Here is a 12,323-nt window from a genome sequence, read left to right on the forward strand (position 1 = left end):
ACCTGGGTGAAATGTGCAGGTATGCCGGCGCAGTCGGCACAGCGCTTCGATACGGCGAACCGCTATCTGGGGCCATGTGAGGAATCCGCCCCGGGAGCGATACCCGACCCGGAAAAAACACCTGAAGGTGAGTGGCCAATCCTGGGGTTTGCGCTGGTCTTTGTCCTTCAGGGGATGGCGTTCGTCGGACTGGTATATGCAACGTACCGTGGAATGGCTTGGCTATCGTTGCAGCTGGGACGCCGCGCCTACGAACAAGCCGTGGTTGCCAACATCACCGTCAACGGGGCAGGCGCGGCGACCATACCCGTACTTGCGACCTTCGCCGGAATCCGCGGACTGCCGTGGTGGTATGCAATCGCGTCGAATAATGCCAAACCCCTGCTCGTGATCGAACCTGACGGCATTCGCTTCCGCGTCGTTCGCCAAGGCAATCGCCGCTACGCCGAGATCGAATGCGTCGATGTCCGGCAGGGTAGGGGCACCGTCAATCTCGACTTCACCTTCCACGGATCGGTCCTGAGCTTCGCAGCCAATCTAGGTGCCGTACCGCTTGCCGCTCATGTGCTCGCCTTGCTGCCTGGATCCGTGCCGCTGTCTGCGCGCGCCCTCGCGGTGAAGGGGACCGGCGCATGAACGGACTTATCCTCTCAATGTTCGTCAGTACGATTTTGAGTGGTGTGATCGCGACCGTCAGGGATCGTTCGGTAATCCTGTGGACAGTCCTGGGTATGCTCACTGGCCCGATCGCCGTCGCTTTCCTCCTGTGCGTGCCATCTCGAAAGGCCGTCATCACTTCAACACCGACCCGGTCACTCGCCAGCGAGATCCGGGAACTGCAAGAGCTGCGAGAGCGAGGTCTCATTTCCGATGAACAGTTCGAGCAGGGCAAGGCGCGGGTCCTGGCCTGGCCGGTCGGATCGGCAAGCCAGCCTGCGCTGGGGTCGACGCGGGCTTTGGCGGACAGCGGATGGACATGGGCGAGTTATCACCCAGCCGCCCGCGCAGCCTTTATCGATCTGGCGCAGCGATATCGTCTTGAGTTGGAATGGCCGGACGATGTACCTTTCGAGGCCGTTTGCACCTTCCCGGTGCAGCCGCGACTTTCCTTCGCGATCACGCTGGCGCTCGAGAAGGGCTCGATCCATTGCTGGGGCGACGGCTGGGCTCTTGATGGCTCAGGCCCGGGAAACCCGGACATCGGCCTGCCGGCTGACCTCGCGGAAGGGCTCGAAGCCTTGATATCTGGATCAGGCCGATTGCTGGTGCGGACAGCCTTCCGCGATACCTCCCCGTTCTGGACATCGCTGCAGGTGCAACGGAATGGGCGTTGGCGAACGGTTCGGTATCAGGCGGGGCTTCCTATTCTACCACTGTGGCGGCGTATCATTGTCAAGAACGAGGCCGTCTGAACCTGACAGAACAAGTAAATGCTTTTGCCCGGCACTCCGCCGCCATGAAACGATATCATGACGGCGGCGTGCCCAATGGTCACGGCTTCAGGTTGTTCTCCTTGAGCGTTTTGCCATCTGTCGCGAACTCGGCGTAGCCGGTTTCCTTGATGTCGTTGCTGGCGAGCCGCCCGTCGATGTCGAGCCGCAGCACATGGACGTTGCTGAACACGCCCGGCGACATCAGCCGCACGCCCGACCATGACGAGCGGCTGTAGATCTTGCTCATCGGACCCTTCTGCGCTTCCATAAACGGCGCCAGGCCTGCGGCGTTCACCTGAGCCATCGGGATGATGTAATCCGCCAGCTTGAACGCGGACGCATCACCCCCGCTGACGGTGATGTCGACCGGGCTCGGCGGCGCGAACTCGCCCGTCCGGACGTTCATGGACGTGCCGAGCAGCTTTCGCGGATCGGCCGGGTTAAGATACTGGACCGAACAGACGGTCAGCTGGCCCTGCGGTTCGTCGTCGCTGCTGTCGATGTCCTTGCCGGAGCTGAAGAAGGAGTTGATCTCCGATACTTTGGTCTCCGGGCCGAGATGCTTGGCGATCGCACGGAAGCACACGTCCGGTCCCTGGGAGATGTTATGAGCCGCAACTTCTGGTGCCGCCGCTGTACCAGCTGTGCCTGCCTGGGTGGCGGCGACATCGGTCGCACTAGGGGTGGCATCATTTCCCTTGCCGCACGCGGACAGGCCGAGCATAACTGTAGCAAGCAGGCACAGTTTGACGGATTTTGCTTTAAACATGGTGGACGTGCTCCCGGGATCGTGACGACTTCCATTCATAATGCGCCCATTCGCGCGGTGTCGATCGGTACCTGACCGTGTGGGCGCTTCCATTCGATGACGTTCGCCGCTTGAACATAGGCAGGTGCCTGTGCAGCGGGATTGGCGACGTCTTGGACTGCGCTACGCCGCCGGCGCGGCACTATCGATAGTGCCGGCAACGCTAGGGGGAGGCTGGCTGTGGTTCCTGTGGCCAGCGGTATTGCTGGCACTGGTGGCATCTGCTTACCTGCGGATCGGTCCCGCTGCCTTCGCCAAGATGGAAAATGGGCAGATCAGCTGCCGCATGTTGTTGGTCTCTTACTTGATCGGCGCATAAATCGACTCGCGGCTTTGGACGTGGGACGGATCTCGATCCGGTCGAGGTCGCCCTGGGCCTTGGCATACGGGCGAAGATTGGTGATAGACGGACCGGTATCAGCCGTTGTAGTAACAAAATCACCTTTAGGTTACGTTGCGTAATGGAGGATGAAGAACTTAAAGCTAGCGGCCCACCCTGGTGGAAACCGCAGCCGCTGACGTACGTAATGTGGTTGCTCGTGGCCTGGTGTGGTCTACTCGGCTGGCTCGGGCTTCATATCCAGATCACCGGAAGTGATGCTGCAGGCAATGGCATGGCGACGGGTCTGACCAATATGGTCGCAGGGCTGGCTCTGATTATTACGAGCGTCATCGCCGCGGCATACCTTCTGGTCCGGTAGATGCCTGTTCGCTACGTCTGCCTCGTCCTTCTACTGCTGGTCAGTATGATGATTCCCACCCTGGTAGGCTGAAGCCGGCATGGGACACCTGGTCAATCTCGTCCTGCGCCGCTCGAACCTTCCGTTTCGAGCCGAGGACGATGGGGACGACGCCACATGGCTGAGTGCCGTGAACGGACTTCCACTGTTCTGGCTTTCGCTTATCTCGGAACAGGATCTGGCTGGCCAATGGGAGCATAGCGTCCGTGCTTATCAGGCCGACCCGGACGAGCACGATGATGGGTTACCATCGATCCGGGTGAGTTGGCATGCTGCCGAGGCAATGTTGAACACAGCCGAAGCGGGTGCCGATCAACGTGTTCCAGCCCTTTGCCAGATGTTTGGGGAGTGGGCCACAGCGGTTCGCGCACTTGGGCACGAGACACCGCTTCAGGAAGTGCTGCTGGATCTGGGGGCCGCGGCCAATTTTTGCGAGAGCATCGATGATTTCATGCTTGAATTAACGACAATGGTCCGTGTTTGGCATGGTGATGACGTCGTTGTCCTGCCGGTGATCAGCTCTGTCGCAAACGATCTAACGGGCTTCGATGCACTAACGGGCCTTACGTTTCCGAGAGAAATGCCGGCTTGGCAGCCAGAGCCCAGCTTGGCAGGGTGTTGGACACCCCGGCAAAATTCCGCAGGTCGATGGGATGATGTAAAAGAGTGGGGAATGGCGCTGCTCTGCGCGGCGACAGTGATGGCGGGTGCTTTACTGGGGGACTGGCTGTACGCCCCGGTCGGTCGGTGGATCGGGGGGCTCGCCGGGCTGGGCATCTTCTCCGGCCTGACCTGGCGGTGGGTGACACGCCGTTAACACAAAGGCCCGAAGGAACTCGTGAATGTCTTCGACGCCCACCCCCATGCCCAGGAATGTCATCGAAGCGGCGATTCTACCGTTGCGGCGGTTCGCCCGGTTCCGTGGTCGGTCGTCACGGATGGAGTTTTGGTCGTTTACGGCCGCGACGATCGCAGCGCAGATCGTGATTGCGGTTACCTTCCCGCTTGTTTCCTGGCCGCTCTGGCTCTTCCTTATATTGCCGTCGCAGGCCGTGCTGGTCCGGCGGCTACACGACGTCGACCGATCTGGATGGTGGGCGCTGCCCATGCCTTTGCTGGTTTTCTCGCTCGTCCTTCTTCTGGCGATGACCCAGTTTACGTTAGGTAACGAGGCGGGAGAACAGATCCTCGTCGCTCTCGGCATCGTCACGCCGTCCCTGCTGATCCTGGGAACGTGTCTTGTCGTATGGACGTGCCGTCGTGGCGTTTCCGGACCCAATCGATTTGGCGAAGCCTTACTGCCCCATGACGCCGTCGGAACATCCGCGAAACCGCCAGCGGAACCCTGAGCAGACGCGTTCGGTTGGTCGAGATAATCAACAGGCAAATCTTGGGGGGCGGGAGCAGGACATGCGGATACCGCTATTGAACCTAGCGTGGACCGTAGTGGCGGGCGCAAGCGCGTCATCGGCTGCAACCGAGCCGTGGCAGTTCACGGACGAGCGCATGATCGTAGCCAGCGACGAGATGGTCATCACCTTCGTCGGCGAGTCCGTGAAGGTGAAGGGTGAGATGCGGACGGCGCGGGTCAATCTACACCTTCTAAAGCCGGATAAGTATGGCGCGAGCAGTTACGCCATCGACGCCGAGGTGGACTGTACGCGAAAGCTATTGCGGGAGGTGGCATCGGTCGGTGCGCGTCCCGACGGTGGTGTCGTGCATCTTCCCCGTGAGGCCGGGGACAACGACTTCAAGCCGGTCCGGAAGGACAGCTTCGCCGTCGTGATCCAGGAGCATCTGTGCGGCATCAAGCGGGAGGATTACGGAAAGGGCGGCATCTACCTGTACACATTGGGTGACATCGCGGCGCGGAGCGTCTTTGCGCTGCTCGCGCTCGGTATCGAGAACGAAGCGTCGGGGCAGCTGGCGAGCAAACGCTATTCCGAGCCTGACGAGATCACGAAGGCGCTGGACGAGCAGAAGGTGCCCGCCGGCAAGCGGGCGGCGGTCATCCATGCAATGGACGCTCAGATCGAACCGGAAGCCAAGCCGCCGCCGCCAATCATCCCGCTGGCGTCCGCCGTCGCTAGCGGTCGTGTCGGCAAATACATGCACTCAGAGATGGAGCTTGCTTCAGGCCTGTGTCTGAAAGCGGATGGTACGTTCCAGTATTTCCTGACAGTTGGATCGCTGGATGAGAGGGCAAGCGGCCGCTGGACGACGCAGGGGAACCGTATCGCGCTGATCAACGATCCCGTTCCGGTCCCGCCGACGATCACTACAGGACCAGCCGCTCGCGAGCGGGCGACCAAGCTGAAGCTAAAGGTGACGACGCCGTCCAGAAGGGGCGTTCCCGGTGTGGATCTCGTCGTTGGCTTTGATACCGGTAATCCAACCGAGGCCTATACGCAGGGGGACGGCTGGACGCTCCCGGCAGACGAGAAGTGCGAGCCGCGCTGGGTCATGTTCTCAATGCCATCCTACGGCTTGCGCTCCGCCCGGTTTCCGATCAGCGCGCACCGCAAACGTATTGACGTACATCCTCACACCGAACGACATCGGCTTGATCAACTTCGCCAAGGTTGGTGTGACGGCGGAGGGTAACGGCCTGACTGTCGTTCGCGACGGACAGTTGATGCGATTCGAGAGGCAGGGGAAGTGACACGCACGATGGCGCGTCAGCAGTGCTCGGCTACAGTGCAGAACGGTAGCCAATCCATCCTCAGGCTGCTGCAGGTTTGGTCAGGACCGGCGTCTACTGGTGCTGGACGACGCGCCAGACTTCATGTTCGATGCGCCGAATCGTTGACGTGCAATGCGCTTCATAGCCGCAGGGATCGAGATGAACGAACGGCAGAAGGTGGAAAGTTGACGAGGCGCTCTGAATGACCACTTGTGGGTCTTCCCGGCTTCGGCGCACCGTCGGCCGTCGATCCAAAGGCGGTCGTAGCGAGCCGAGCCGACGATCTCGGAAGCGAACATTAGGGAAAAGTTTTTGAACTCATATGTCTGCGGAAAATGCACCCTTCCTATCAGCCGCGCGTCGTCCTCATCGTTGCAGTAGCTTCGCCAAACTCGGATAGTCTGCCCGTGACCGCACGCTGCGGAAGGTGCTTATAATTTAGCCGCTCCATAAGGACGATCCAGGCCTTAGCGATGCGCTCGTTATTCCACCCGGTCGTGGTAGGCTTGCCGTCCGGCAGCGTCACCGCGCCCACCCGACCGCTCGGCGCCGTCGCCAGGTCCGCCTTTGCCCAGGCGATCACCCGGTCATAGGCCGGCCTGATGGTCAGCAGCGCCGCGCGGGTGTCCGCTAGAAGCGCGGCTCCTTGCGCGGCATCGACCTTGCCCCCCGCCTGCAGCTTGGCAACCTTGGCCTGCGCGTCGGCCCAGAGCGGCGATGCCGGGTCACTGTCGAACGGCGCGCCGGTCACGATCGCGCGGCTGCCCGTGATGACCCATTCGATCTGGAGTTTCGGCGCGAGGACGCCGGCCGCGTCGGATGCGCGGCTCTGCCCGATCGCGGCATCGAGCACCGCCGGGATCGCCCGCACGCCTGCCGCATAGGCCCGAATGTCGTCCGGTTCCTGCACGATATCCACGATCATGAACTTGCATTTTTCTTGGACAGTAGAGCGCCTAATGCGCTGATTCCATATCCGGACGTGGAAGGCATTCTGTTCAAGGAGACACGCGGTGCGCCGAAAAAGCTTAAAATTCCTGGAGGGGTGTTTTTCCGCCGAATGTTCGTGACCGGGTCTGGGATTCCTTAGCCTGGTGCCGGCGAACCGCCGCCGCTCAGCGCGGACCGATGAGGTAGAAATCGACCTGGTGACCATCGATGTACCGCACTTTCCTGCCATCGAAGAAGGCGTCTTCCTCCGTCTTGAACTCGACCTCCTGTCCGCCCCACTCGGGCACCTTCACGCTCGCATTCAGCTCGATCGACCAGGCCGTATCCGGGTGGATCGGCAGTCCGCCGCGCGGGTCGGCGGCCTGGTTGTCCCAGTAGCCGATCGATGGTCCCGCGCCGTGGCCATGATAGCCGATTGGATGCGAATAGATGGTCGGCCGCAGGCCGGCGGCGATTGCGCGCGACCTCGCGCTGGCAAGAATCTCGTTCCCCGTGGCGCCTGTCCGAAAGCTTCCGGTAACGGCATCCTGGACGCGGTTGCTGGCGCGCAGACCGGCCCGTAACCCTGGGGGTGCCTCGGTCTCGCCGTTCCGCAGCACATAGGCGTTCTGCTGCATGTCCGTATTCAGCCGGAGATAGGTAATGCCGAAGTCGGTCCAGATGAGATCGCCCTCCCGGATCACGCTGTCCCCCTCCAGCGGACGCGCAGTTCCCCGGCGACTGATGGCCACGGAGGGATGAAACCACGTCTGAAGCCCGAGATCCGTCACCTTCTGGCGCATCCACCAGACGACATCGTCGGTGGTCGTCTTTCCCGGCATGATGACCACGGACGACAACGCCTCCCCGATGATCGCGTGCGCCATTCGCCCGATATCCGCATAGAGCAACATCTCGGCCGGCGTTCGAGTTTCCAGCCAGCGGACGGGCAGCCGCTCGTCGCGCACCAGCCGCTTGGCGAGGTCCGGTCCGAGCGCCTCCCCAAGCTCCTCCCAGGCGGACAGGGTCATTCCGTCGGCATAGGCGGTGAGGCGGGACGAGTTGATTGCGATCCGCCGTGGCGAGCGATCACGGATGATCTCCGCGAGACGCGCCCATTGGTCGGGCTGACGGGCGGGATCCCAAGCCGCACTGAACAGGCCGCCGAGCCCGTACCGGCTGACGGTCAGCCGTTCGACGCCGCGACTTGGCCCCCGATCGTGGAAAATCAGGATCGTGCGGCGGCGTGCTGCGAGGCTTTCGGCGTCGAGCATCGTCTTGACGACCGGATCCTCGAAGTTCTCGCGTGCCACCAGCACCCACATGTCGATGCCGCGCTCGCGCATGATCGCGGGCACGACCGTCTCTAGCCGTTCCTTCAGAATGCTGTTCTCGATCACGGCGCGCGCCCGCATATCGAGAATTGGCGGGTAGGCCGCGCGCGTCATGCCGTGCCCGGCGACGGGAACGGACAGGGCCTGGAGCCCGGCAAGAAAGAGGTGTGCAATTGGGTTCGGCATGCGGCACCGTCGCAGGTGCCGCAATCGATCGCAACAGGGAGGCGTTGTCGTCCAGTAATTCCCGAATGTCGTAATCAGCAAATTGTGAACGAACGTCCGCTAGTCAGAGTAGTCCGGACCGGCACGAATGCCCGAGTTTGGGTCTACCCCGTCGCCGGAACCGGACAACGGCATTCATCCCGCTTCGCCGGACCGGATGCTGCGGGCCGAATGGAGCCGATCCCAGTCGCCGATCGACATGTGCATCGCCACGAGACGCATCACGCCGCTCGGCCCATGCTAACGAAATGTAAACGAAAGAACGCCAGAGCCTCTCATATCCTCATGGAGCAGTGTCCGCGGACGAGAAAGCGAGGAAGGCCATGGCCACCAGAGCAACCGTCCAGGCAGTGGCAACGGCGATCACCCTGGGAGCCGCGCTCGCCGCGCCACCCGCGGCCGCCCAAGTCAGCGTCGAGATTGGAGGACAGAGGCAGGACGTTCCTGCAAACACGGTGCGCACTGTCACCACGGTCAACGGACGTACGAGCGTCATCGATGTCGCATGGCGCGGCGGCGAGGCGACGCCCGGCATGGCGGCGATCACCACCACTGAGACCACTGACGAGGACGGCGAAGGTCACGTACTGTCGCGCACCATCGTCACCCGCATCGAGCCGCAGCGCGCGGCGGTTGTCGTCGTGAGCTACGCGCCGCCGCCCGCACCTCGCATCGAAATCGACCCAGCGTATTTCGACGAGCCGGTTGCCCTGGGGACGCCACACGTTATGCGCATCAGTCGCGATTCCTGGGGCGGGCACTTCGTCGCGTCGATGGTCGTCAACGGGGTTCCCGTCCGTGCCATCATCGACAGCGGCGCAGCTTACAGCATCCTGTCGGCGGAGGATGCGCGCGCGACCGGAGCTGACCGTGCCGTGCAGCGCGAGGAGGCCGCGATCGGCATCGGCGGCTACACCCGGGTCGGCGTTGCGCGCGTCGCATCGGTCGAGATTGGCGGGCAGAGCCTAGGCCGTATGACGATGCGCATCGGCCAGCCCGGCATGCCCTACACGCTCCTCGGACAGTCCGAGATCGCCCGGTTGGGACGCGTCACAATCGAGGACGGCGTGATGACAATCACGCCGCGCGGCGTAGTGACGCAGGTCGCGATGAAATAGTTCGAGCCGGCAAAATGCAGAGGTTCTAGTTCGTTAACCCCCCATGGATAGTCTCGGAGCGTTACATATTTACGAGCTTTGTTGAAACCCGGCCTCAAGGCATGCGTGGGCCTAGGGTTGTTTGAAGAAACTGTACTTCGACGTGCGAGCAAACGCCGCGTTCATGGTGGCAGAAAACTCTCGACAGCTGCTCATCTCGATGCGCCCAGTTCCATATGCGTCAAGCGTACGTCATCAATCCATGCGGGGTTTAGATTTCCGATTCTACTTATGTCGTGAGCGACTGAACTCGGTAGGAATTTTGAGAACATGACGCCGTATTGTGAGCCGCAAGACCAACGCACATGACCTCCGAACGGAAACAGGTCTGGTATGTGGATCATCAGTGGTTGACCTATCTGTATTGGCTTGCGCTTACCTCTTATGAAAGACGGCTCCGTAGTCATCATTAGGCCACCTATCGAGATGTTGCGCACGATGATGGGAAATATCTTTGAATCGAAGAATACCTGAGCCGAGAAATCTGCTTTTACACGACTGGCGCGTGGGCTGCGGACCCTTCGCTTTAACTGGCTTACGCGTTCGATAATGTCTGCGGATATCGGCTTATTGAATTGCACCCCGAACGAACCGCCATTGAACCACCGAACGATGCCCACGAGGAGAGGCAGGCCCTGCGACATAACAGCCACCTGAAGACCAACATTGATCATGGCGTCGGGAGCGAAGACGTTCATGCCGGTGGTCGAAATGTCAGCAATCTGGCACTCATGCTCCGAGGCGGGCAACCGCACGCGACCTGTGACCGTCGTTTCAAATCGCGGTTCGGAACGGCGTTCGTCGGGTTCCAGAGCAACGGCTTGGGGCGGCGTACCCGCATCTTGGGTTGGGCCAAGGTTGGGGGGCAAGTTGGCTTGCCCGTCTTGCTCCCCTGATGTGCCTCCCTCAATCACTTTCGAGGCATCAGTCGCATCTTGGCGGGTCCCGTTGCTGGACGTCACTTGAGAATCCCTTGCTGAGCACGCCGTAAGTACAGATCCGTGGCTAGCTCTGCCAAGAAATTGTAACAGTATTTCAAACGCTAGCAGTGCGTTACGCAACAAGGCTTAATGTCTGGCATCATGCTATCGCGGGTCCTTGCCTTTGACTACGGTGAATGCCAGGCTTTGAGCCATCGACCCGGGGGGCAACGGACCACTAACCGGCAAACTACGCAGTCCAACGTGCAAAATGGTGGACTTAAGAATCCGTCAGAAGACTGGCCTGACCAAACGTCCACGTCTAGGACCTAGCGGCGGGACGCTCAGTTGAGGCTTGCGTGTTCAACTGGCGCGGAAAAGCAAACGTTGAACTTCCACGGAACCGACCTGCACAGCATATGAGGGTTATGCCCAACCACGTCCTCTACAGCTTCCGCCGGTGTCCGTATGCGATGCGGGCTCGATTAGCGCTGGCCGTTGGCGGTGTGCGCTACGAGCTCCGCGAGGTCCGACTTTCTAGGCTCAGGACCCATGAACTATGCCCACAAATGTAATGAGTGCTTGGGCCTAATGGCGTGCTGCTGCGCTGGAATTGGGGACAGAGCAGAAACTGTGAGCCTTCGATACCGTGCTAATCAAAGTTCCGCGGTCCATTGCCGGAAAACGAATCCGAACGATCCGTCTGCAGGCTCTTTGTACGTTAACGGCTGGCCGGACAGGTAAGCGGTGTGCAAGGTGGGTGAGGGGTGCTGTACTTTCCCGTTGGTGCCGCAACTTTCCCAATTCGAGCAGGAAACATAGAGGCGGTTTCGGCCCTCTATAACTTGCCGTGATAAAAAGCTGCGCTTGGCACGTAAAGTACCGCCATTGCCCATGCGGTCATGTGTCGGGTTAAGGATGATGTCGGCTTTGCTGATCGCAGCGGCGGCGTCATCATTAAGAAAACGCGGCTGTGTTCGGCCCTGAACGATATTGATTTCACCGCAGCAAAGGCCAAACGCACTCAGCCCGTGGAATGTAACGGTTCGCTCATGGAGGCGCTGAGCGAAGCGGGCCGCTCGTGCACCCCGCTTCGCCCGCGCCTCAGCGGAAGTTCCAAAGATTTGAGGACCTAAGCGGTACACTTCACCGGAACCGTGCACGGCCCACATCGCATGAGTCATTCGACGTGTAGCCTTGCCCGGCTGATCATAATGGACCTCCGTAATGAGAAGCCCGCGATAGCCATGCCTAGCGAACCCCCGCGCGACCTTATTCAGGTGCTCTAAGGAATGGACGGCATACCCGGCGGTGATAAGCAGATCCGGTTCATAGACTGTCGCTGCCGCAAGAATTAATCGAACACGCTCCTTGGGGGAAAGCACCATCTTCTTCCCGCATTTTGCGAAGGACAACGTAGCGATGCGAAACAAACGAGGCCGCGAGCGGGCAGACGCCGTTGTGTAAATCATTCCTGTCCTTTCCTGCTTTGTTATAAAGTTTGTTACAACCAGATATCTTACGATTATAGGCAAAATGCCTGGTGCGGATCGATGTTAATCTGAAGCAGGCCTGTCAGCGATTGAATAATTCAGGTTATGCATTATTAAGACGGATGATACATAATGAGTTCACGATTATTAAATCGTAAAAGATTTTACAAAGTAAATAGTTTTTTAAAATTCCAAGAATCAAGCGGCTATCAAGTTATTGTAGCATTAAAATATCAATATAGTAAGGGCGTAGTAATCGAAATAAATCAGTTTTTGAATAAGTACTGCTATAAGCAAAGGGAAAATGTAGACCTACTTTAGACCGGCAGGATGCTGAAAGGGATGGCGTTGTTCCCGCGAGCGCTCATATTGTCATCAAGCGCTGCTCACGTAAGCACGGTCTGAAGGCCGCCTTGCAGGTGGTGCGTTCGACGGGTTGATAGCGCCTCTTTGAACGGGGCCGTGATGTCGGACGGGACTATCGAACCAGCAGCAGGTGCAACGAGTAGTCATATGACCCGTCGTATGATTAGTCAGATCGAGATCGTCGGTCGGGTAACGGATCGACGCCGCTGGACGGTTGAGCAGAAGCTGGCGATT

The 12,323-nt window shown here is 60.0% G+C and carries 12 protein-coding genes and 1 pseudogene; 8 read left to right on the forward strand and 5 right to left on the reverse strand.

Going from position 1 to position 12,323, the window contains the following annotated elements:
* Positions 1-21: 21 nt before the first annotated feature.
* Together BKY59_RS01200 and BKY59_RS01205 are read left to right on the forward strand one after the other, a co-directional pair.
* Positions 22-636, forward strand: a complete 615-nt coding sequence (locus BKY59_RS01200; protein ID WP_129586148.1) for a hypothetical protein — start codon at positions 22-24, stop codon at positions 634-636.
* Positions 633-1,412, forward strand: a complete 780-nt coding sequence (locus BKY59_RS01205; RefSeq protein WP_129586149.1) for an SHOCT domain-containing protein — start codon at positions 633-635, stop codon at positions 1,410-1,412. The genes BKY59_RS01200 and BKY59_RS01205 overlap by 4 nt, the downstream gene beginning before the upstream one ends.
* A gap of 79 nt (positions 1,413-1,491) precedes the next feature.
* On the opposite strand, the gene BKY59_RS01210 is transcribed toward BKY59_RS01205, so the two are convergent.
* The gene (locus BKY59_RS01210; protein WP_129586150.1) at positions 1,492-2,202 is read right to left on the reverse strand and encodes a hypothetical protein; all 711 of its coding nucleotides are present in this window, start codon (positions 2,200-2,202) and stop codon (positions 1,492-1,494) included.
* Positions 2,203-2,702: 500 nt separating this feature from the next.
* Here BKY59_RS01210 and BKY59_RS01215 point away from each other — a divergent pair, with 500 nt between their 5' ends.
* The 4 genes from BKY59_RS01215 to BKY59_RS01230 all read left to right on the forward strand — a co-directional run bounded on the left by BKY59_RS01215 (position 2,703) and on the right by BKY59_RS01230 (position 5,585).
* On the forward strand, positions 2,703-2,942 hold the full coding sequence (locus BKY59_RS01215) for a hypothetical protein (RefSeq protein ID WP_076068286.1): 240 nt from the start codon (positions 2,703-2,705) through the stop codon (positions 2,940-2,942).
* Positions 2,943-3,021: 79 nt separating this feature from the next.
* Positions 3,022-3,798: a hypothetical protein gene (locus BKY59_RS01220; RefSeq protein WP_076068287.1), complete on the forward strand. Its 777-nt coding sequence runs from the start codon at positions 3,022-3,024 to the stop codon at positions 3,796-3,798.
* Positions 3,799-3,823: 25 nt separating this feature from the next.
* Entirely contained in the window at positions 3,824-4,330 is a 507-nt protein-coding gene (locus BKY59_RS01225; RefSeq protein ID WP_083671805.1) for a DUF805 domain-containing protein, read from the forward strand.
* 157 nt (positions 4,331-4,487) lie between these two features.
* Entirely contained in the window at positions 4,488-5,585 is a 1,098-nt protein-coding gene (locus BKY59_RS01230; RefSeq protein WP_129586151.1) for a hypothetical protein, read from the forward strand.
* A gap of 428 nt (positions 5,586-6,013) precedes the next feature.
* Here BKY59_RS01230 and BKY59_RS01240 read toward each other — a convergent pair whose 3' ends face one another.
* On the reverse strand, positions 6,014-6,844 hold the full coding sequence (locus BKY59_RS01240; RefSeq protein ID WP_083671806.1) for a DUF885 family protein: 831 nt from the start codon (positions 6,842-6,844) through the stop codon (positions 6,014-6,016).
* Positions 6,780-8,114 carry a M24 family metallopeptidase gene (locus BKY59_RS01245; RefSeq protein ID WP_083671807.1) on the reverse strand — a complete coding sequence of 445 codons (1,335 nt, stop codon included), beginning with the start codon at positions 8,112-8,114 and terminating at the stop codon, positions 6,780-6,782. Before BKY59_RS01245 ends, BKY59_RS01240 begins: the two co-directional genes overlap by 65 nt.
* Before the next feature lie 362 nt (positions 8,115-8,476).
* Here BKY59_RS01245 and BKY59_RS01250 point away from each other — a divergent pair, with 362 nt between their 5' ends.
* Entirely contained in the window at positions 8,477-9,271 is a 795-nt protein-coding gene (locus tag BKY59_RS01250) for a retropepsin-like aspartic protease family protein (protein WP_129586152.1), read from the forward strand.
* A gap of 191 nt (positions 9,272-9,462) precedes the next feature.
* Here the strand turns inward: BKY59_RS01250 and BKY59_RS01255 are convergent, their stop codons facing one another.
* A complete protein-coding gene (locus BKY59_RS01255; protein ID WP_165374779.1) occupies positions 9,463-10,272 on the reverse strand; it encodes a PilZ domain-containing protein in 810 nt (269 codons plus the stop codon).
* Positions 10,273-10,658: 386 nt separating this feature from the next.
* Between BKY59_RS01255 and BKY59_RS01260 the strand changes: the two are divergent.
* Positions 10,659-10,769, forward strand: a pseudogene (locus BKY59_RS01260) (glutathione S-transferase N-terminal domain-containing protein); the annotation flags it as partial.
* Positions 10,770-10,886: 117 nt separating this feature from the next.
* On the opposite strand, the gene BKY59_RS17195 reads toward BKY59_RS01260, so the two are convergent.
* The gene (locus BKY59_RS17195; protein WP_129586153.1) at positions 10,887-11,702 is read right to left on the reverse strand and encodes a hypothetical protein; all 816 of its coding nucleotides are present in this window, start codon (positions 11,700-11,702) and stop codon (positions 10,887-10,889) included.
* Positions 11,703-12,323: the final 621 nt, after the last annotated feature.

Origin of the sequence: Sphingomonas montana, assembly GCF_001956315.1 — a bacterium.
Taxonomy (GTDB): domain Bacteria; phylum Pseudomonadota; class Alphaproteobacteria; order Sphingomonadales; family Sphingomonadaceae; genus Sphingomonas_R; species Sphingomonas_R montana.

Excerpts from the sequence above, each read along its gene's own strand:
- BKY59_RS01200 (WP_129586148.1), top strand. The coding sequence starts at position 22 with ATGCCGGCGCAGTCGGCACAGCGCTTCGATACGGCGAACCGCTATCTG.
- BKY59_RS01205 (WP_129586149.1), top strand. The coding sequence starts at position 633 with ATGAACGGACTTATCCTCTCAATGTTCGTCAGTACGATTTTGAGTGGT.
- BKY59_RS01210 (WP_129586150.1), bottom strand. The coding sequence starts at position 2,202 with ATGTTTAAAGCAAAATCCGTCAAACTGTGCCTGCTTGCTACAGTTATG.
- BKY59_RS01215 (WP_076068286.1), top strand. The coding sequence starts at position 2,703 with ATGGAGGATGAAGAACTTAAAGCTAGCGGCCCACCCTGGTGGAAACCG.
- BKY59_RS01220 (WP_076068287.1), top strand. The coding sequence starts at position 3,022 with ATGGGACACCTGGTCAATCTCGTCCTGCGCCGCTCGAACCTTCCGTTT.
- BKY59_RS01225 (WP_083671805.1), top strand. The coding sequence starts at position 3,824 with ATGTCTTCGACGCCCACCCCCATGCCCAGGAATGTCATCGAAGCGGCG.
- BKY59_RS01230 (WP_129586151.1), top strand. The coding sequence starts at position 4,488 with ATGATCGTAGCCAGCGACGAGATGGTCATCACCTTCGTCGGCGAGTCC.
- BKY59_RS01240 (WP_083671806.1), bottom strand. The coding sequence starts at position 6,844 with ATGGCAGGAAAGTGCGGTACATCGATGGTCACCAGGTCGATTTCTACC.
- BKY59_RS01245 (WP_083671807.1), bottom strand. The coding sequence starts at position 8,114 with ATGCCGAACCCAATTGCACACCTCTTTCTTGCCGGGCTCCAGGCCCTG.
- BKY59_RS01250 (WP_129586152.1), top strand. The coding sequence starts at position 8,477 with ATGGCCACCAGAGCAACCGTCCAGGCAGTGGCAACGGCGATCACCCTG.
- BKY59_RS17195 (WP_129586153.1), bottom strand. The coding sequence starts at position 11,702 with ATGATTTACACAACGGCGTCTGCCCGCTCGCGGCCTCGTTTGTTTCGC.